General features: G+C 66.1%; 18 protein-coding genes and 1 tRNA gene. 9 read left to right on the forward strand and 10 right to left on the reverse strand.

The window, feature by feature from the left end:
* Positions 1–27: 27 nt before the first annotated feature.
* Positions 28–852: a transglutaminase-like domain-containing protein gene (locus tag QTI66_RS11325; protein ID WP_286559600.1), complete on the reverse strand. Its 825-nt coding sequence runs from the start codon at positions 850–852 to the stop codon at positions 28–30.
* 148 nt (positions 853–1,000) lie between these two features.
* Here QTI66_RS11325 and QTI66_RS11330 point away from each other — a divergent pair, with 148 nt between their 5' ends.
* From QTI66_RS11330 to QTI66_RS11355, 6 genes are all read left to right on the forward strand, one after another.
* On the forward strand, positions 1,001–2,212 hold the full coding sequence (locus QTI66_RS11330; protein ID WP_286559601.1) for a helix-turn-helix domain-containing protein: 1,212 nt from the start codon (positions 1,001–1,003) through the stop codon (positions 2,210–2,212).
* 57 nt (positions 2,213–2,269) lie between these two features.
* Positions 2,270–2,950, forward strand: coding sequence for a Vgb family protein (locus QTI66_RS11335; protein ID WP_286559602.1), 681 nt, complete (start codon positions 2,270–2,272; stop codon positions 2,948–2,950).
* Between the two features lie 17 nt (positions 2,951–2,967).
* Positions 2,968–3,735 carry a DUF899 domain-containing protein gene (locus tag QTI66_RS11340; RefSeq protein ID WP_286559603.1) on the forward strand — a complete coding sequence of 256 codons (768 nt, stop codon included), beginning with the start codon at positions 2,968–2,970 and terminating at the stop codon, positions 3,733–3,735.
* A gap of 33 nt (positions 3,736–3,768) precedes the next feature.
* Positions 3,769–4,404, forward strand: coding sequence for a hypothetical protein (locus QTI66_RS11345; RefSeq protein WP_286559604.1), 636 nt, complete (start codon positions 3,769–3,771; stop codon positions 4,402–4,404).
* 291 nt (positions 4,405–4,695) lie between these two features.
* Positions 4,696–5,481, forward strand: coding sequence for an aldo/keto reductase (locus tag QTI66_RS11350; protein ID WP_286559605.1), 786 nt, complete (start codon positions 4,696–4,698; stop codon positions 5,479–5,481).
* Positions 5,478–7,016, forward strand: coding sequence for a GMC oxidoreductase (locus tag QTI66_RS11355; RefSeq protein WP_286559606.1), 1,539 nt, complete (start codon positions 5,478–5,480; stop codon positions 7,014–7,016). Before QTI66_RS11350 ends, QTI66_RS11355 begins: the two co-directional genes overlap by 4 nt.
* 44 nt (positions 7,017–7,060) lie before the next feature.
* On the opposite strand, the gene QTI66_RS11360 is transcribed toward QTI66_RS11355, so the two are convergent.
* Together QTI66_RS11360 and thpR are read right to left on the reverse strand one after the other, a co-directional pair.
* A complete protein-coding gene (locus QTI66_RS11360) occupies positions 7,061–9,337 on the reverse strand; it encodes a Kelch repeat-containing protein (protein ID WP_286559607.1) in 2,277 nt (758 codons plus the stop codon).
* A 201-nt stretch (positions 9,338–9,538) separates the two neighbouring features.
* Positions 9,539–10,069: an RNA 2',3'-cyclic phosphodiesterase gene (gene thpR / locus QTI66_RS11365; RefSeq protein ID WP_286559608.1), complete on the reverse strand. Its 531-nt coding sequence runs from the start codon at positions 10,067–10,069 to the stop codon at positions 9,539–9,541.
* A 258-nt stretch (positions 10,070–10,327) separates the two neighbouring features.
* On the opposite strand from thpR, the gene QTI66_RS11370 reads away from it, so the two are divergent.
* Positions 10,328–10,401, forward strand: a tRNA-Gly gene (locus QTI66_RS11370).
* A gap of 71 nt (positions 10,402–10,472) precedes the next feature.
* Here QTI66_RS11370 and QTI66_RS11375 read toward each other — a convergent pair.
* Complete coding sequence (locus QTI66_RS11375; RefSeq protein ID WP_286559609.1) at positions 10,473–12,302, reverse strand: histidine kinase; 1,830 nt, start codon at positions 12,300–12,302, stop codon at positions 10,473–10,475.
* A 281-nt stretch (positions 12,303–12,583) separates the two neighbouring features.
* Here QTI66_RS11375 and oxlT point away from each other — a divergent pair, with 281 nt between their 5' ends.
* Positions 12,584–13,912: an oxalate/formate MFS antiporter gene (gene oxlT, locus QTI66_RS11380; RefSeq protein ID WP_286559610.1), complete on the forward strand. Its 1,329-nt coding sequence runs from the start codon at positions 12,584–12,586 to the stop codon at positions 13,910–13,912.
* Positions 13,913–13,973: 61 nt separating this feature from the next.
* Here oxlT and QTI66_RS11385 read toward each other — a convergent pair whose 3' ends face one another.
* From QTI66_RS11385 to QTI66_RS11395, 3 genes are all read right to left on the reverse strand, one after another.
* Positions 13,974–14,717, reverse strand: coding sequence for a response regulator transcription factor (locus QTI66_RS11385; protein ID WP_286559611.1), 744 nt, complete (start codon positions 14,715–14,717; stop codon positions 13,974–13,976).
* Between the two features lie 109 nt (positions 14,718–14,826).
* Positions 14,827–16,161 carry an MFS transporter gene (locus QTI66_RS11390; protein ID WP_286559612.1) on the reverse strand — a complete coding sequence of 445 codons (1,335 nt, stop codon included), beginning with the start codon at positions 16,159–16,161 and terminating at the stop codon, positions 14,827–14,829.
* Positions 16,162–16,217: 56 nt separating this feature from the next.
* Positions 16,218–17,393, reverse strand: coding sequence for a M20 aminoacylase family protein (locus tag QTI66_RS11395; protein WP_286559613.1), 1,176 nt, complete (start codon positions 17,391–17,393; stop codon positions 16,218–16,220).
* A 172-nt stretch (positions 17,394–17,565) separates the two neighbouring features.
* On the opposite strand from QTI66_RS11395, the gene QTI66_RS11400 reads away from it, so the two are divergent.
* Complete coding sequence (locus QTI66_RS11400) at positions 17,566–18,450, forward strand: LysR family transcriptional regulator (RefSeq protein WP_286559614.1); 885 nt, start codon at positions 17,566–17,568, stop codon at positions 18,448–18,450.
* Positions 18,451–18,457: 7 nt separating this feature from the next.
* Here QTI66_RS11400 and QTI66_RS11405 read toward each other — a convergent pair whose 3' ends face one another.
* The 3 genes from QTI66_RS11405 to QTI66_RS11415 are packed head-to-tail and all read right to left on the reverse strand — an operon-like array spanning position 18,458 to position 20,072.
* Positions 18,458–18,994, reverse strand: a complete 537-nt coding sequence (locus tag QTI66_RS11405) for an OsmC family protein (protein ID WP_286559615.1) — start codon at positions 18,992–18,994, stop codon at positions 18,458–18,460.
* A gap of 12 nt (positions 18,995–19,006) precedes the next feature.
* Positions 19,007–19,474 (reverse strand): nuclear transport factor 2 family protein, encoded by a 468-nt coding sequence (locus QTI66_RS11410; protein WP_286559981.1) that lies wholly within the window; start codon positions 19,472–19,474, stop codon positions 19,007–19,009.
* A gap of 34 nt (positions 19,475–19,508) precedes the next feature.
* A complete protein-coding gene (locus QTI66_RS11415; protein WP_286559616.1) occupies positions 19,509–20,072 on the reverse strand; it encodes an NADPH-dependent FMN reductase in 564 nt (187 codons plus the stop codon).
* Positions 20,073–20,140 lie beyond the last annotated feature (68 nt).

Raw genomic sequence — 20,140 nt, forward strand, 5'->3', positions numbered from 1 at the left:
CCGATTGAAGCGACAGCAGGCGCTGCTTCAGTGCGCCATCTCCGCAGGCACCACTTCATCCGTCCACACCCTGAACGCCTCCAGCGTGTTCGGCCCAAAGGTGGTCGATAGCGCCACGTCACACGCGTCGCGCCCGCGCGCAATCAGCACCCTTCCAATGCGCGGCGTGTTGTTGCGCGCGTCGAAGGTGTACCAGCGGTCGCCCAGGTAGGCCTCGAACCATCCCGCAAAATCCATCGTTCCCCAAGGCGGCGGCGTGCCCGTATCACCAAGGTAGCCGGTGCAGTAGCGCGCAGGAATGTTCATGCAGCGGCACAGCGCGATTGCCAGGTGGGCGTAGTCGCGGCAAACGCCCTTCCCCTCGTTGTAGGCTTGCAAAGCGGTGCGCGTGCGTCGCGCATGCTTGTAGCCGAACTCGATGTGCCGGTGCACGAAGTCGCAGATGGCCTGCACGCGGGCCCAGCCGGTGGGCCCCGATCCGAAGCGCTGCCATGCGATTTCGGAAAGCTCGTCCGTTTCGCAGTAGCGGCTGCCCAGCAGATAGAGCAAGGCTTCTTCCGGCAGGTATTCGACCGGCACCTGCACCGCCCAGGGCGCCACCACGTCCGGCTTGCCGCTGTCGTTGACCAGCGCATCCGTACTCAGCGTGAAGCGGCCTTGCGGCGCGACGATGCGGCTGCACCAGTTGCCAAAAAGGTCGCGGTACGCGGTGACGGGCACCGAAGGACTGGTCACCAGATAGTCCGGACGCACCAAATCGGACGCCCTCGAGTAATGGACGTTCAAGGTCAACACCATGGGCGTCGGCTGCTGGAGCTGATACGCCATTTCGAAACCGACGCGTATCTGCATGATCGCTCCTGTGGGGGTGGGCTGTGTGCACGCAAGCGACGTGCCACGGCAAGCACCCAGCATACAGTTCGCATATGCAAGTGTTCGTAATGTTTACTCTGATGCTCCTGAAAGCCTTCTTCGCTTTCGAGGCCTGTGCAAGGCGTCGATGGATTCACTGATCGCCGCCGCCGCACGTGCGTTGGCCCTCGGAGACGCGCTCGCCGCCCTCAAGCACGTCAGCCTGCGCGAAGATCCGCCTGCGCTGGCCGTTCGCGGCATCGCCATGGCGCAGTTGGGCGAACACCCGCGCGCCCGCGAACTCCTTCGACGCGCCGCACGCGGATTCGGCACGCACGAAGAGCTCTCCCGCGCCCGCTGTGTCGTCGCCGAGGCCGAAGTGGCCCTGGCCATGCGCGACCTCGGCGGCTCGCCGCGCACCTTGGCGGCCGCGGCGGCCACGCTGGAGGCGCACGCCGATCGTCCCAACGCCCTGCAGGCCCAGTTGATCGCCGTGCGCCGGCTGCTCCTGCTCGGCCGCCTAGAGGAGGCGGCGGCCGCCCTCGCTCATCTCGACGCGCGGGGCTTGCCGCCCGCATTGATGGCGGTCGCCGAACTGGCCACAGCCGAGGTGGCGGCGCGTACCCTGCGCACGGGCCCGGCCGAGGCGGCGCTTGCCCGCGCCCAGGATGCGGCCGAACGCGCGCGTGTGCCCGCGCTGCTGGCCGAGGTGGCCGAATCGCGCGCCGCGCTGGAGCGCCCCGCCGCACGGCGCGTGCACGCCGACCGCCAGCAGGCGCTGCGTCTCGCCGAGGTCGAGGAACTCATGGCTTCGGGCGCACTGGTGGTGGACGCCTGCCGTCACGGCCTGCGCGCCGGTGCCCAATGGCTGCCATTGGTTCGCCGTCCGGTGCTCTTCTCGCTGGCGTACGCGCTCGCCCAGGCGTGGCCCGGCGACGTCGATCGCGATGCGCTCATCGGGCACGCGTTCCGCACCCGCGACCCCGATGAGACGCATCGGGCGCGCCTGCGCGTCGAGATCGGCCGTTTGCGCGCACTCGCTGCGCCGCTGGCGCGCATCGAAGCGAGCGCGCGCGGCTTCATGCTGACGCCGCTCGGGAACGACGAGGTTGTCGTTCTGGTGCCGCCCTTCGACGGCGACCAGGCGTCGCTGCTGGCCCTCTTGGCCGACGGCGCGGCCTGGTCCACTTCGGCCCTTGCGCTGGCGTTGGGCGCCAGCCAGCGCACGGTCCAGCGCGCGCTCGTCGAATTGGAAGCCGGGGCACGGGTGCGCTCCATCGGGCGCGCACGTGCGCAGCGCTGGCTGGCACCGCCGCTGGCCGGATTCACGACGAACTTGTTACTCCCCACGGCGCTGTAGCTCGCGTAGATTGAGTCCCACGGCGCCAGATCCGGCGCGCCAACAGGAGCTCAATCGATGACCGCCACCAAGACAGACAAGCCGCCAACGGCACCGCGCGCACGCCCGGCCGAGATCGTGCGCGAATACGGTCCCTTCGCCGCCAACGCGCCCGTTGCCGGCGTGACCCACGACGGCCAGCGCGTGTGGGCCGCCACGGGTTCGAAGCTGATCGCCATCAACCCGGAAAGCGGCCAGGTGGAGCGCTCGCTCGACTGCGCCGGCGATGCAGGCACCGCCTTCGACGGCAAGCACCTCTATCAAATCGCCGAAGCGCGCATCGACAAGATCGACCCTGCCACCGGCCATGTGCTCGCGTCGATTCCGGCGCCTGGCAAAGGCAACGACTCGGGCATGGCCTGGGCCGACGGGAGCCTGTGGGTCGGCCAGCACCGCGACCGCAAGATCCACAAGATCGACCCCGAGACCGGTGCCATCCTCCGCACCATCGAATCGAACCGCTTCGTCACTGGCGTGACCTGGGTCGACGGCCAGCTCTGGCACGGCACCTGGGAAGGCAACGAGAGCGAAATCCGCCGCATCAACCCCGACGACGGCGCCGTGCTCGAACGTCTTGAGATGCCGCAGGGCGTGGGCGTCAGCGGCCTCGAATCCGACGGCGCCGATCTTTTCTATGCCGGTGGCGGCGACAGCGGCAAGGTCCGCGCCGTGCGCCGCTTCAAGGGAGAAAAGTCATGACCACCCAGGAGAACACCATGAACGCCACGAACCACACCGTCGTCTCCCAGGAACGATGGATCACCCAGCGCAAGTCGCTGCTGGCCAGGGAAAAGGAATTGACGCAGCTGCGCGACCAGGTCGCCCGCGAGCGCCGCGCGCTGCCGTGGACGTACATCGAGAAAGACTACGTCTTCGATGCGCCCGAAGGAAAGCGCACCCTCTCCGACTTGTTCGAAGGCCGCCACCAGTTGCTGGTGCAGCACTTCATGCTCGGGCGGGACTGGACGCAAGGATGTGCAAGCTGCTCCTTCATGGCCGACCACATCCAGGGAATGAAGGTGCACCTGGAGCACCGCGACGTGTCGGTGATGGCCGTCTCGCGCGGGCCGCTGGCTGCCATCGAGCGCTTTCGCGAGCGCATGGGCTGGCAGTTCAAGTGGGTGTCCTCGGCCGGCAACGACTTCAACTTCGACTTCGACGTGAGCTTCACACCGGAGGATCAGGCCGCCGGCGAGGTCTACTACAACTTCGACACGCGCCCCTACATGCACGAGGAATTGCCCGGCATCAGCGTCTTCTACAAGGACGACGCGGGCAGCATCTTCCACACCTATTCAACCTATGGCCGCGGCGTGGAAGTGATGATGGGCACCTACAACCTGCTGGACCTCATGCCCGAGGGCCGCGGCGAACGCGACGTGCCGCACAAGATGGAGTGGGTGCGGCATCACGACCGCTACGAGCCTGAGCCATTGGTGAAGGCCCAGCCTGCAGCCGCTTCGTGCTGCGCTGCGCAGGCCTGAACCTTCCCTGCTGCCGCACCGCGAGCCGTCGCCATGACGAACCTCTGGCCGTGGATCGCCGTCGCCGGGCTGGGGGCCTTTCATGGGCTCAGCCCGGCCAGCGGATGGATGTTCGCTGCGGCCTGGGGCGTGCGTGCACGGGATGGGGCGCAGGCCTTGCGGGCGCTGCTGCCCATTGCCGTTGGGCACGCGGCGTCGGTCGGGGTCGTGGCGTGTGCATTTGCGCAGGGCATGTCGATGGACCGCACGCTCGTGCAGTTGCTGGCCGGCGCGCTGCTCGTGGGTGCGGCGGCCTGGCGTTTTCTTCGACGCGGCGTCGTGCCGCGACACGCATGCATCAGCGCGCCGGCCGGCCACGCCGGCATCGCGCTGTGGTCCTTCCTGATGGCCACAGCGCACGGCGCCGGGATGATGCTCGTGCCGGCGCTGGTGCCGCTGTGTCTTTCCGACAATCCTGCGCGCGAGATCACGGCTTCGGGTTCGCTGACGCTGGCCTTGGCCGCGGTCGGCGTGCACACCGCCGCCATGTTGATCGTCACCGGCGCCATCGCCGCGGGCGTGTGCCGCGGCTTCACGATGCACCCGCGCCTTGGCAGCGCACCGGTGCTGCGCCGGGCGTGGACGGCGCTCTTGGCCGTGACGGGCGTGCTGTTGATGGCGCTTCGATAAGCCCCCTGCCTGCACCGCGGTCCTGAACGGCCGCCACTTCCGAATCCGCAGCACGCCCCCGCCCCAAGTGTGATGCATGCCACAGAGAGTGGCAACAAAGTAACCATAAAGGTTGCATTTGCCCCATTTGCTGCTACAAACAACAACAAATGTTTCCCATCGCGATCAGGGACGCGGCACGGGCAAAAGCGCCCCTCGTCCTTGAGCGCGGTGCACACGCAACAGCACTGCCGGCGAGTGAGTTGCGTGGACGACCGAGGGTAAAAAAGCTTGAGACAAGTATCCGTTCCCATGTCCGACATTCGCGTTTCGCGTTTCATCTTCGGCACGGCGAGCCTCTTCAATGCTGGCAATGCAATTCGGCGCCGCCGGATTCTGGAATCCGCGATCGACAACGGATTCACCCATTTCGACACCGCGCCCTATTACGGATTCGGCATGGCCGAGCGGGATCTGGCGCCCGTGCTGAAGACCCATCCGGGCGTCAGTTTCACGACAAAAGTCGGCCTGTATTCGCCCGGCGGAGAGAACCAGCCCTATTGGGCCGTTTTTGCGCGCAAGGCTGCCGGGCGGCTGGCGCCTTCTGTTTCGCGGCCTGCCCTCGATTTTTCAATTCGCCGCGCACAAACGGCGCTTGAAGGCAGCCTGCGCCGCACTGGTCGCAATGCCGTCGACATTTATCTCTTGCACGACCCGACATTCGAACTGGTCAATACAGACGAATGGCTGCGATGGCTCGAAGCCTGCACCCAAAGCGGCAAGGTGCGCCATTTCGGCCTGGCTCTGACGGCCGACATGCTCCGGCCCTTTCTCCAGGCGCACTCCGGGCTGTGCCGCATCTTGCAGGTGCTCGACAGCCTCGACGGGCGCGAGGCCGACATCCTGGGGCAATTCGGGAAGCCCCTGCAAATCACCTATGGCTATGTATCTGACGCCTTCAAACGAGGAGGAGACATGACCGTGACGCAAATCCTGAAAAAGGCAATGGCGCGCTGTCCGCACAGCGCCATCATCGTCAGCACCACCAGGCCGGAGCGCATGGCGCAGTACGCGAGCATTCCCGAAGCGACGGCATGATTGCGGACCTGGCCGGATCTGGAACCGTCGCCCGCAAGGCAGACATCGTCGTCGTGGGCGGCGGAACGGCAGGGCTCGCAACGAGCGCCCTGCTGGCTCGAAGCGGAAAGTTTTCCGTGATCTGCCTCGAGTCCGGCGGCATGAAGCAGGATGCGGAAGAGCATCCCCTGAACGAGGTCGTCCACACGCGGTCGCATTACCCGGGCGCTGTGCATGGACGCTTTCGATGCATTGGCGGAACCTCGACGCGCTGGGGCGGTGCGCTGATCCCTTTCCTCGGTGCCGATCTGGTGGACGGTGATTGGCCGATGACGTGGGAGGATCTCGCGCCCTTCGTTGACAAGGTCGAAAGCCTGTTCGGCCTGGAGTCAGGGCCCTATGTGCAATCGGACTTTCCGGTCGAGATCGGTGCGTCGCACGTGCCTCGCCTGGCCAAATGGCCTGCGTTCAAGAAGAGGAATGTCTTCAACCAGTTTGCCGCCGAATGCGAGAGCGATCGGGGGCCGGAAATCTGGCTCCACGCGACCGTCACGGAGATGTCGGTCGCGCAAGGAAAGCTTCAAAACATTCGAGCCCGGGCCGAAGACGGTTCGGTCATCACTGTCGAAGCCAATTCCTTCATCATCGCCGCGGGCGCAATTGAAACGACGCGCCTGGCCTTGCTGCTCGATCACCAGAACGAGCACATCATTTCAAAAGCAAGCCCGACGCTGGGCCGCTATTTCAGCGATCACCTCTCGGTGGAAGTTGCCGAGCTCAAGCCCATTGCGCTTCGCTCCCTGAACCGGATCGTGGGTTTCCGGTTCGAGAAGAACGGCACGATGCGCAACCTGCGGTTTGAATTGGCCGAGCAGAGTCCGGCCAGGGCCGATTTACCGCCCTGCTTTGCGCACATCGGATTTCGCACCGAGCAGAGCGGCGGCTTTGTTGCGCTGCGGGAATTCTTTCGGCATGTCCAGCGATTGAAGTTGCCACCGCCGCGTGTCTTTGCAAGGATGGCCGTTGCCATTCCCTGGCTTTCACGGGCTGTCTGGTGGCGCGTCGTGGAAAAGCGCTTGCTCTTTCCTTCGGCGGCGCCGCTGGTGGCGCACATGGTGATTGCGCAGGAGTCGCACATCCACAACCGGATCACCCTGTCTGGCGCGCACCGCGACGTGTTCGGCGTTCCGCGGGCGCAGGTCGAGTGGTCCGTGACTGAGAAGGACGTGGCCAACCTCACCAAGGCCGTCGATGCCTTCGAGGCGATGTGGAAGAACTCCGGCCTTGCGCATCTTGCGCACTGGGTGCGCAGACCCAGTGGCGACGCGGAAATGGATCTCGCCAAAGGCGGCGGCATCTACCACCCGACAGGCTCGACACGCATGGGCGCCACCGCATGCAAGGGCGTGGTCGATTGCGACCTCAGGGTGCATGCGGTGCCGAATGTGCAACTGCTGTCGACGTCGGTGTTGCCGACGGGCGGTGGCGCAAATCCGACGATGACGTTGATGCTGCTGGCAATGCGGTGCGTGGAAGGGTTCGAGAAGGGCGTGTGACACGTTGCATGGGATCGGCGCGGCGCGTGAAGCCTGGGCGCCACCTAACGCGACGCGTCGAACAACTCGGTGCTGGCGAGTGAACCATCTTCACCCTGGCCTCCGACGACCAGCAGCCGGCCATCAGGCAACAGCGTGGCCGTGTGCGCCCTGCGCCCCTCAGCCATGTCGGCCGCGGCCAGCCATTGCTTGCTGGCGGGGTCGAAGATTTCCACAGACGAGAGGGTCGTCGAATTCAGGCCCGTGCCGCCGGCCACCACCACCTGGCCGTTGGGCAGCGTCGTGGCTGTGTGCGAAGCGCGACGCTTCTTCATGACTTGCACCGGTTGCCAGCCCACAGCCTGTGAGACGAACAACTCGGCCTCATCGGTCGGGAACTGGGCAACTGCGCCGCCGCCGGCAACCAGTACAGACCCGTCCAGGAGCAAGGACGCCGTGTGGCCTCCGCGGGGTCGGCTCATGGGCGGCATGAGCGTCCATGTATCGGCAATCGGGTCATACACCTCCGCTGAGGCCAACACCCGATCCCTATCTTCTCCACCTGCTACAAGGACGCGACCGTCCTGAAGAAGGACTGCCGTGTGATCGGCCCTGGCCTCGTTCATCGAAGCAACACGAGCCCAGGTGCCGTCGCCTGGGTTATAGACCTCCGCAGTGGCGTTGGCCCCGCCCGCCACAAGAACCCGACCGTCGTTGAGCAAGGTTGCCGTGTGACCCGTTCGGGCCAGTGTCATGGGGGCGACCGGACTCCATTGCGTGTCAAAGACCTCGACCGAGTCCAGAACACTGCCGCTGTCTGCAACGCCACCCACGACGAGCACGCGGCCGTCCTGGAGCGTGGTGGACGTGTGAGCGAAACGGCGCACCGTCATTGACGCAGAGGCCGCCCAGATGCCTGCCAAGCCCCTGATTTCCACCAGGTTGAGAACGCTGTGGGGAAAAAGGAAGCCTCCTGCCACAAGCACCGTGCCGTCAGGGCGCAAGGACGCCGTGTGTACCGTTCGAGCCTGGTTCAGACTGCCTCCGGTCATCCACGTACCGACTTCCGTCACCGTCAGGGTCAGCGTGGTCTGGGCTTGCCCCGCCGCATTGGACGCCGTCACGGTGTACGCGGTTGCACGTTGTGGGGTCGTCGGCGCACCGGTGATGGCACCCGTGACGGGATCAAGGCCAAGGCCGTCAGGCAGGTCCGGGCTCACCGCGAACAGCGTCGGCGCCCCGCCCGTCAGCGTCGGCACGTTGGGAACGATCGGCTGCCCCACCACGTACACGGCGTCGTTGTACGCAACCGAGGCCGGAGGCACGACCGCGATGGGGGGCTCCGTTACGGAAGTTTGCTCAACCGCGATCGAGATGATCGTTTGAACGCTGCCGACGGAATTGGCGCCTGTCACCGCGTACTGCGTCGCTGGCTGAGCCGCGGCGGGGGTTCCGTCGATGACTCCCGTCCGGGGATCCAGGGACAGGCCGGCCGGGAGGCTTGGGACAACGGTGAACAGCGTGATTTCTCCGCCGCTGGTAACAGGTGCGTTGGGAGGGATCTCGAGGCCCACCTCGTAGGTCGCAGAGGCCTGGGAGTATTTCAGGCTTTCCGGGGCGAGGACGTGATCGGCCACCTCGATCTGGATGCGTCCGACCGTCGACCCCCTGGAATTCGTAGCCTTGACGGCATACACGGACGCGACAGACGGAGAAGCCGGCGTCCCGCTGATGACACCCGTTCGAGGGTCGAGAACGAGGCCAGCCGGAAGGGTGGGCTCGACAGTGTATGTATCCACTTGCCCCAGAACCCGGGGCTTGTTGGGGATGATGGCTTGGCCGACCACATACACCACGGAGTCGTTGGCATACCTGAGCGCCAGCGGGCGCCCGGTGATCACCGCAATCTGCAGGCTGGTCGAGGTGGAGCCGCACGCGCTGCTTCCCGTAACGGCGTGGACGACCGGCGCGGCCAGGACTTTCGGGGTGCCGCTGATGATCCCGGTCACCGGATCCATCGACAGGCCATCAGGCAGTGCTGGATCGACGGTGTAGCGGTCGATCGGGCCTGCGCTGTGTGTCGGCGCGTTGGGATCGACCTGCTGGCCGAGTTCGTAGACCACGGCGTCGCGCGTGTAGTGCAGCCCTGCGGGCGGCACAGGATTGGCGACGCCATGCCAACAGCCGGACGCTTTGCTTGCGTCGTTGTCTCCGCCGCAAGCTGCCAAGCCAACGAGCACGAGGATGCTCGAGGCCCGGGCCATCAGTCGCAGGGCCCCTGTCCAGGAGAACTCGTTCATGGCCTGCCTCGTTTTTTTGACGAAAGGGGGAGCAGTATGCATGTGTGCGAAGGCCAGGGAAACGCCGATCGCCCCATGCAGCTTCGTGGCGCCATGCCGCAATCGCCGAGGGAGAGGCGACTGACCCTGACCCGGTTTCCTCACCGCTTTCAAGCTGGATTTTCCGGCTCCTGGCCGCTCTGCCTCTGCATGGTGGCCCTGATCCTCTGGTTCAGAGCGATTCCCTGTGGGTTTTCCAGTCCATCAGCCGCGCGAGCCATGGCGCGCCAGGATTTCGTAGCGGACGGGGTTGGACATGTGCGAACAGACCAGCAGGAACTCGTTCACCGGCCATGGGATCGCCGGCGGTTCCGGCGGAGGGATGGCGCCGCGGCATCTTCGCGCCAAGGTCAGGTGCGGGATCCAGCGGCCGCGTTCCGGCGCGAGTCCCGCACGATCGATCGGGCGTTTCAGGCGCTCGTGCAATTCGCGCAGGACTTCGTTCTCGTCGGGCCGCAACACCGCAACCGGATTGCGCCAGACCTCACACGTTCGCAATGCCAGCGTCAGCGGGTGCATGGGCACTTCGGCGAGGCCTTCCTGCAACACGATTTGCTGCGCAGCCTCGACTTCTCCGAGGAAGTGCAGCGTCATGTGAATCCGCGCAAGTGCGGTCGGCCTGGCACCGCGCGGCCAACACCAATTCTTTCGACAGGCATCGATCGCCGATTGCACCGCGGGGTCCGGGAACAGGCCGAGAAAGAGACGAAGCTTGGGCACGGCTGCGGATGTCATGAATTCGACGTTACGCTTTCCGTCGCCGCGGGGAAACGGTGCTACAGGACTTGATCCGCAAGGATCTTTCGGCCGACACCCCCGGATTCGAACGCCGCTCCCGTAGCGATCCCATGTGTTCGATCGCTACTGAGCGCGGCAAGACCATCTCGACCACCCCCGATCGGATCCATCCCGGCAGTGGTACTGGAAGCCGCCCCAGGCTGGAAGATAGCCATCGCGTGACCATCAGGTGAGAAGCTAGAATCCCTCTCCATCGCGGGTGTAGTTCAATGGTAGAACGGCAGCTTCCCAAGCTTCATACGAGGGTTCGATTCCCTTCACCCGCTCCAGATCTGTGCGCCACGGCCCCTCGACACCAAGGGCCGTTTTCATTGGGGAATGCGCGATCGATGGGCGGCCATCAGCCGACAGCCACGACGGCGCCCTCCGCCCATCGCAATGACACGCGCGTACCCGCCCCGGGCCTGCTATCAATGTCCAGTTGCGCCCCTACCGCTTCGGCCTGCTCGCGCAACCCCACCAACCCGTAGTGCCCTGCAGCGACGGCCTGGCTGTCGAAGCCCAAGCCATCGTCGGCAATCTCCAGTTGCACGAGGCCTTGAGCGCCATGCTGCAGCCGCAGTCGCAAATGCTGCGCGCCCGCATGCCGCTCGACGTTGCGCAGCAACTCCTCGCACATGCGGTACACGGTCTCCGCCGGCTCGGCCGCCAGCGTCAGCAAGTCCGGGTCCACCTCGCAGTCCAACGCAATCCCCATGCGATCGATCAGCCCATGCGCCAGCTCGATCAGCGCCGCGCCCAGTCCAATGTCGCGCACCGGGTTGCTGCGCAGTTGATCGATGGCACGGCGCGCCTCGTCCAGACCTTCGCGCGCGGCCTGCTCCGCACGCATCAATTCATCGGGCAGCGCCTGCGGCCGCGTCGTTGCCATGCGCTTGAGCACGCGGATCTCGGTGAGCATGGCCATCATCGAATGCGCCAGCGTGTCGTGCAGTTCGCGCGCCATGCGCAAGCGTTCGCGCATGACGGCGGCCTCGCGCGACTCCTGCGCCAGCCGGCTGATCTCCGCGGTGCGCTGGCGCACGCGCTCGTCCAGTTCGGCATTGAGCAGGCGCAACTCGTCGCGCTCGCGCTGCAGGGTGTCGAGCAGCCGGTCGAGCGCCGTCCCCAGGCGCGCGGCTTCGTCGCCACCCTCGGGCACCTCGATGCGCGTGGCGCTGCCGGCAAGCACGGCGTCGGCTGATCGTGCGATCACGCTCACGCGGCGGGTCAGGCGGTGCGTCATTGCCACGCCGATGGCGGCGGCGCAGACGCCCAGCAGGGTCAGCACGAGCGTGATGCGCCATTCGATGGCGGTGGCGAATGCGGCGACGGACTCCACCGGTTCCACCACCACCACTCTCCATCCCAGACGGCGCAAGGTGCCGTCGCGCTCGGTGCCGGGCGCCGCCACCAGGTAGGGCTTGTTGTCGATCAGCCGCCGAACACGGATGCGTTCGGGCAGGTCGGAGCCGTCGGTTCCCAGGCCAGCCACCACGGGGTCGAAAGGTGTGGCCGCCTCGCCGACCTCGCGCCAACGCGTGCCGAGCATGGCGGCCGGACCGTGGCGCACCATGCCGTCGCGGTCGATCAGCAGCCACTCGCCCGGCGAGGCGCGGATGCCGGACACCATCTGATCCACCCACCGCCAGCTCAGCTGCGCCGCCACGACGCCGGCGATGGCGCCGTCGGCATTGCTCACCGGCGCACTGAGCTTGAGGAAGTGCTCGCCGGGCGAACGGCCTTCCTCGATCCACGCGTCCGACATGCCTTGCGAGATCCAGGCGTGCTGGTTGACGTTCTGGCCCATCACCTTTGGGTCGGTGGCCGCGACGATGAAGCCGTCGGCGTCGGTCACCGCGAGCCAGATCAGGTCCGGCACGCCCCGGTGCACCGCCTCGAGCGAGCGCTGCAGCCGCGCGTCCTCGTTTCGTTGCACGTCCTCCGACAGGATCGAGGCCACCACGCTCACCGATTGCAGGCGCAGCAGCATGGCGGTGTCGAGTTCGGCCGTGACGTGCTCGCCGGCGGTCTCCAGGCGCTGCGTGTGCAGTTCGAGCAGCGTCGAACGCACGAAGCTGCGCAGCCACAGGTTGGCCGTCAGTGCCAGGCAGATGGTGAGCGCGATCATCAGCCAGCCGATGGCCGCCGCCAGGCTGCGTCGGGGGTCGAGGCGCTGCAGGAGGCTCATCGGCAAGTCATCGCCAGAGAGACGGAAGTGGGGCACGCGTTCATGGGCGGCGCATTGTCGCAAAGGACCATCGGCACGTCAGCCCATGACTTTCGTCATGGGTACTTGCCCTGATCCCTCGGGGTTTGACTCGACTCGCGGTGTGACTTCCGGCAGGCGCGAGCGCAGGCGTTCAAGCAGACATTTGCATCCATCGCGAAGCGTGTCGAAAGGCGCGCCAAACCCACCCAGTTCGCCAGCGCCGAAACGCGATCGGCATGACCTTCAAGGAGACATTCGACATGAGCACCGCCCCACTCTCGCCTGCCGTCGGCGCCGCATCCGGCGCGCCGGCACGCTGGTACGCCAGCCGCTGGACGCAACTGGTCGTCGGCATCGTCTGCATGATCGCCACCGCGAACATCCAGTACGCATGGACGCTGTTCGTGCCCGAGATCCAGAAGTCCTTCGGCTGGGAGCGTGCGTCGATCCAGGTCGCCTTCACCATCTTCGTGCTGGTGCAGACCTGGCTGGCGCCGATCGAGGGCTACTTCATCGACAAGTTCGGGCCGCGTTTGATCGTGGCCTTCGGCGCGGTCTTCATCGGCGCGGCGTGGGTCATCAATTCGCAGGCGACGACGCTGATGGGCTTCTACCTCGGCGCGGCGATTGGCGGCATCGGCGTGGGTTCGATCTACGCAACCTGCATCAACAACGCGCTCAAGTGGTTTCCGGATCGCCGCGGACTGGCGGTGGGACTGACGGCCGGTGGCTATGGCGCAGGCTCGGCCGCGACCATCCTGCCGATCGCCGCGATGATCGAATCGTCCGGGTTCCAGGAAGCCTTCTTCTTCTTTGGCGTGATCCAGGGCTCGCTGGCCTTCCTGGCCGCCTGGTTCCTGCGCGCACCGAAGCCGACCGAAGTGCGTGCCTCCGCCAAGCTCACGCAAAGCCGCCGCGACTACACGCTGAAAGAAGCGCTGAACACGCGCCTCTTCTGGCTGATGATCCTCATGTTCTCCTGCGTCGTCACCGGCGGGATGATGGCGGTGGCGCAACTGGGCGTGATCGCGCAAGACCTGGGCGTCAAGAACTTCAAGGTCGACCTGCACTTTGCCGTCATGGCGGCCCTGCCACTGGCGCTGATGCTCGACCGCATCATGAACGGCATCTCGCGCCCGCTCTTCGGCTGGATCTCCGACCACATCGGCCGCGAGAAGACGATGGTGATCGCCTTCACGCTGGAAGGCATCGGCATCATCGCGCTGGGCTACTTCGGCCACAACCCGTGGGCCTTCCTGATCCTGTCGGGCGTCGTGTTCCTGGCATGGGGCGAGGTGTATTCGCTGTTCTCCGCACTGGCCGGCGATGCGTTCGGCACCAAGCACATCGGGAAGATCTACGGCGTGCTGTATTGCGCCAAGGGTGTGGGCGCACTGTTCGTGCCGGTCGGCAACCTCATGATGGAAGCGACCGGAACCTGGTCGACTGTGCTCTACACGGTGGCGGGGCTGGACCTGTTCGCCGCCTTCCTGGCCATCGTGGCGCTGCGGCCGATGCTCAAGGCGCATGTGGAAGCTTCGTCCGCGAAGCCGGCTGGCACGCATGGGCGCTTCGGTCTGAGCGAATAACGCGGATTGATTCAACAGGGCGGGCGGGCCGCAAGCGACCCTACCGCCCTGCCCCCGTTCTTCAGGATTGCTTTCTTCGCGCGAGCACCAGCACCGCCAGTTCGGTGCGGGTGTTCGCGTGAAGCTTTTGCATGATGCGGCTCACGTGATTCTTCACCGTGCCTTCGGCCAGATGCAAGGCGGTGGCAATCTGGCGGTTGCTCTGGCCCTTGGCGATCAGGTCGAGCACCACGGCCTCGCGTTCCGTCAATGGATCTGGCGCATCCTGCGATGCGGACGACGGGGCCACAGCAGGCGCTGGAAGCTCTTCCGGCGCCACGTCTTGCGCCACATGGTTGGCCAGCAGCCGGAACTGGTCCATCACCTTGCGCGCGATCTGCGGCGTCATGCGCGACTCACCGCGATGCACCGCGCGCACCGTGTCCAGCACCTCTTCCTCTGACGCATCCTTGAGCAGATAGGCCTGTGCGCCGGCGCGTACTGCGTCGAACACCAGATCGTCGCGATCGAAGGTGGTCAGCACCATCACGCGGGTGCGCGGCAACGCGGCGGTGATCTCGCGTGTGGCCAGCACGCCGCTTTGACGCGGCATGCGCAGGTCCATCAACACGACGTCCGGCAGCAGGCGGCGCGCGAGTTCCACGACCTCTACGCCATCGGCTGCCTGGCCAACGACCTGGATGTCGGATGCAGCGTCGAGCATCATGGCCATGCCGCGGCGGATCAGCGCCTGGTCATCGGCAATCAGGACACGGATCTGCGATGCAGCGGGCGAGTTGTGGGATGGGGCAATGGTTGCGCTCATGGGGGCTCGGCAAAGTAGCCTTGATTGTGCGCCCGCAAGCTGCAGCCCTCACATGCAAAAAAGCCTCGCAGTTGCGAGGCTTCTTCGTCCCGACTCAAGCGAATTCAAGTCAATCGCGCAGCGGCTTCTTCCCGCTTTCCGGCAGGGCCAGCATCGCCAGCACCGTGATGACGCTCGTCCCCGCCACGTACCACGCCGGCGCGGCCGGGTTGCCCGTCACGCCGATGAGCCAGGTCACGACGAACTGGGTCGTGCCGCCGAACAACGACACGCCGACGGCATACGCAATCGACAAGCCGGTGGCGCGGATGCTGCGCGGCAGCAGTTCCGGAATGGCCGTGAGCGATGCCGCGCCGGTGATCCCCATCAACGCGGAAAGAAAGGTCGTCACGGCCAGCAGCATGCCCAGCGACGGATAGTGGATGAGCAGCGTGAAGGCCGGCACCGTGAGCACGGCCAGTGCAACGCGCGGCCACAGCATGACGGGCTTGCGGCCGTAACGGTCGGACAGCCAGCCGCCGACCAGCGCAAACACCAGCGTGGCCAGTCCCACCATCACGGTCGCGCCCATGGCAACCAGTGGCGGAAACTTGAGCGTGGTGATGGCATAGGTCGTCATGTAGTTGCCGACGTAGTTGGACACCGTGCCGCCCAGCACCACCAGGATCGCCAGCAGGATGAGGCCGCGATGTCGCACCACGCCGCGCATGCCGACATTGGCCGCCTCTTGCGGCGCGTCGTGCAGCGTCTCGTGCATGTTGCGGCGCAGGTAGAAGGCCACCGGCAGCAGCAGCAGGCCCACGGCAAAAGGCACACGCCATCCCCAGGCCTGCAGTTGCGCAGGCGTCAGGGTGGCGATCAGCGCCACGCCGAAAATGCCGGCCACCAGCGTTGCCACGCCCTGGCTGGCCAGCTGCCAGCTCGCATACAGGCCGCGCTGATGCGCCGGCGCCGATTCAATCAGGAAGGCACTCGACGGCCCGACCTCGCCACCCAGCGCCAGGCCCTGGATCAAGCGGCACACCACCACGATGAAGGGCGCCGCCCAGCCGATGCTTTCATAGGAAGGCGTGAGCGCCAGCCCCAGCGTGCCGACGGTGATGAGCGCAATGGTCAGCAGCATGGCCGGCCGCCGCCCTGCGCGATCGGCAAATGCACCGATCAGCACGCCACCGAGCGGGCGCGAGACAAAGCCGACGCCGAACACCGCGACCGACAGCAGCAGGCTCCCCAGTGGCGTCGATGCCGGGAAGAACGCCTTCCCGATGTAGACCGCGAAGAACGCGTAGGTCACGAAGTCATAGAACTCCAGCGCGTTGCCGGCCACCGTGGCGGTCACGACCCGCCGGGAGACCCTGGCCGGCTGGGCTTGAACAGAATCGTGCCGAACGGCACCGCCATCCATCGTGGGAAGGCCGGCCGGGGGAAATGCAACGGTGCTCATGACGCTCCTTGAAAAAGGGTCTCGACGCGGGGACGTGGGGGTTTGGGGAGTCGAACTCAGTCGACCAGAAAGCGTTCGGTGAGCAGCGTCCAGTAGGTCGCGCCCACGGCGATGTTGTCGTCGTTGAAGTCGTAGCCCGAGTTGTGGACCATGCAGGCGCCGGCGTTGTCGCCGTCGCCGTTGCCCACGAGCAGGTAAGAGCCCGGCACGCGCTCCAGCATGAAGGCAAAGTCTTCGCTGCCCGGCAGCGCCGCGCCCTGCAGCGTGACGTTGGACTCACCGCGCAGTTCCAGGCCGACCTTGCGGGCGAACTCGGTTTCGGCGGGCGTGTTCACCAGCACCGAATAACCCGCACGCCAATCGATCTGTGCCGTCACGCCAAAGCTCTCGGCCTGCGCATGGATGAGCGCCTTGATGCGACGCTCCAGCGTGGCGCGCACTTCGCGGTCCAGCGCACGCACGCTGATCTCCAGCGTGGCCGTGCCGGGAATCACGTTGTTCGCCTTGCCGGCATGCAGCGCGCCGACGGTCACGACCGACATCTGCATCGGATCGATGTTGCGCGACACCACCGTCTGCAGCGCCATCACGACGCTGGCGGCGGCCACCAGCGGATCGGTCGCGCGATGCGGCAAGGCGCCGTGTCCGCCGACACCGGTGAGCGTGACGGTGGCGTAGTCGCTCGACGCCATCGCCGCGCCTTCGCGAAACACCAGGTGGCCTTGCGGCGTGCCGGGCATGTTGTGCATGGCAAACACGGCGTCGCAGGGATAGCGCTCGAAAAGGCCGTCTTCGATCATGCGCAGCGCGCCGCCACCGCCCTCTTCCGCCGGTTGGAAGATGAGCTGGAGGGTGCCACTGAATGAACCGTTCTCGGCCAGTTCGCGTGCTGCCGCCAGCAGCATCGCGGTGTGTCCGTCATGGCCGCAGGCGTGCATGACACCCGGGCGCTTGCTGGCCCACGCATTGCCATTGGTTTCCTGGATAGGCAACGCATCCATGTCGGCGCGCAGCCCCAGCCGCTTTTTGCCCGTGCCCCGAACGAGCGTGCCCACGACACCGGTGCCGCCAATGCCCCGCTCCACCTTGTAGCCCCAGCCCTCCAGCTTGTCAGCCACCAGCGCAGCCGTGCGATGCTCTTCGAAGGCCAGCTCCGGCTCGCTGTGAATGTCGCGGCGCAGCTGTACGAATTCGCCCACGCGTGCGGTCAGGGCTTGTCGCAGGTAGGTCATGCGCGCGCTCCGTGGGGGATGGTGGCCGATGGGGTGGTGCAGTGCATTTGTGTTCCTTCTGGCTTCAGCCCTTGTTGGGCATGGCGAACTGTAGAAAATCGTGTCCTTAACGTCTAATGCATTGTTGGCCGCATGAAAATGCCCCGGCCGCATGCATCGAGTAGAAACCCTGATGACCCTTGTCCAGCTCCGGCACCTCATCGCCTTGGCCGAATCCGGATCGTTCACGCATGCGGCCGAATCGGTGTTCCTGACGCAGCCTGCGTTCAGCCGGAGCATCCGGGCGCTGGAAGACGAACTGGGCCACCCGCTCTTCGATCGCATCGGGCGCAAGGCCGAGCTGACGCCCTTTGGCCGCGAAGTGCTCCTGCGCGCCAAGCACCTGGTCTTCGACGCCGATGAACTGGCCGAAAGCGGCCAACGCACCGGCGCCAAGCGAGCCGGCACCCTGCGCATCGGCATGGGCTCCGGACCCGGCGCCATGCTGATGACGCCGCTGCTCGCCGAAATGGCGACGCGCCACCCCACCGTGCACATCACCATCGCGCGCGGCAAGACCGACATGCTGGTGCAGTCCCTGCGCGAACGGGATCTGGATGCCCTTGTCGTCGACGTGCGCTCGCTCATGCCCATGCCCGACCTGAAAGTGACGACCTCCATGGAGATGAGGGGCACATTCATGTGCCGCCCGGGGCACCCGCTCACGCGCTGGGACGGCCCCTTGCGCTTCGCCGCCCTGCAGCAGTACCCGCTGGCTTCAACGCCGCTGAGCGACGAAGTGGCGCGCGTACTCGTCGAGCGCTACGGCCCCGCGGCGCATCCGCAGCAATGCGTGACCATCCGCTGCGAGGAAATCGCCAGCCTCGTGGATGTCGTGCGCAAGAGCGACGCCATCCTGCTGGCCATTCGCGCGGCGGCGCCCGATCTGGTGGAGCTGGACTTGAAGCCGGCCGTCAATTCGACGGCCCGCTTCGGCATGGTGACGCTGGCCGGCCGCTCAGAGGCGCCCACGCTGCCCATCGTGCGTGCGCTGATGGAAAAGCTGCTGCACGACTGACTTCGGATCAAGCCGCGTCCACGACAACGTCAATCGCCAACGGCAGGGCCTGGCGCGCCGCGCTCGGAACCGGTGACTGGCTCACGCCCTTGTCGACGACAGCGCGCAGGCGTTCTTCCGATTCGCCTTTCGCGGCGATGCGCACGTGCAGTTGCACGTCGCGCGGGCTGCTGTTCACTCGCGCGCCATTGGCCTCCAACATGCCGAGCATGCCCCGCCCGTCCGTGCGGCTGGTGGCGCGCACTTCGAGCAGCGTCAGCTCGATGCCCTCGGCCGCGGCCGCCATCGCGATGCAGCTGGTGGCGCAGGTGGCGAGCCCGGCGCGAAAGAGCCAGCCCGGCGTGACGTGGTTGCCGTGGCCGCCAAACTCGCCGGGCATGTCGGTCGGCACCTTGATGCCGTTGGCGTGGCACGCGTCCACGCCCAGGCCGCCGGTCCATCGCGCCGTGGCGGGTGCATCGTCATGCAGGCCCGTTTCAGGGCGCCGCCGAAAGACGTCCTCCACGCGCTGCAAGGCAGCGGCAACTTCCTGTGTGGTCGACATTGCTCACCTCCTTCACAGGCCCAGGTCGCTCAGGCCGGGGTGGTCATCCGGCCGGCGCCCGAGCGGCCAGTGGAAGCGGCGCGCCTCGTCGGCAATCGGAAGGTCGTTGATGCTGGCAAAGCGGCGTTGCATCAGGCCCTGCGCATTGAATTCCCAGTTCTCGTTGCCGTAGCTGCGGAACCAGTTGCCCGAGTCGTCGTGCCATTCGTAGGCAAAGCGCACCGCGATGCGGTTGTCGGTGAAGGCCCACAGCTCCTTGATGAGTCGATAGTCCAGCTCGCGCGCCCACTTGCGCTGCAGGAACTGGCGTACCGCTTCGCGCCCGACCGGAAACTCGGCGCGGTTACGCCATTTCGTGTCTTCGGTGTAGACCTGCGCCACGCGGTCGGGGTCGCGGGAATTCCAAGCGTCTTCCGCGCCGCGCACTTTCTTGACCGCGCTTTCATGGGTGAAGGGGGGAACGGGTGGGCGTGTTTCCATCATCGGTCCTTCCATGGGTTGCGCACGGCCGCACTTAGGTTCCGGCGTGCTTCCGGACGTAGGCGTGGAACCCGGCCACGAAGGCGGCCAGGCGCTGGCGCGTCGCGTCGTCGGTGAGGCGGCCCTGCGCGTCCACCAGCGTGTGGGCGCGTGGCACCAGCAGGCGCCCCTTGGACCAGATGTCCAGTTCCAGCGCCCGCAGCACCGCCAGCCACGCGTTCTGGCTCAGCGCCGTGCCCCAGGGGCCCGGCGATGCGCCGCACAGCGCGACGGGCTTGCCGCCAAACACACGGCCCATGTCGGCGGCCGGACGGCTCAGCCAGTCGATGGCGTTCTTGAACACGCCGGGAATGCCGTTGTTGTATTCGGGGGTGAAGAGCATGAGGCCATCGGCACCGGCGATCAGGTCCTTCAGCTCGCTGACCACCTGCGGGATGCCTTCGCTGGCCTCCACGTCGCCGTCGTACAGCGGAATGCCGCGAATCGATCCGGCGATCACCTCGCAGCCCTCGGGCGCCAGTTCGACCGCGGCGTTGAGCAAGGCCGTGTTGTAGGAGGCCTTTCGCAGCGCGCCGGAAAGGGCGATCAATCGGGTCATGCGATGGATCCTTTTTCGCAAGGTGGGGAATGCGGGAAGGCTTTATCGCACAGATGGAACAAAGTCCG

The organism is Variovorax brevis (assembly GCF_030317105.1).
Classification (GTDB): domain Bacteria; phylum Pseudomonadota; class Gammaproteobacteria; order Burkholderiales; family Burkholderiaceae_C; genus Variovorax; species Variovorax brevis.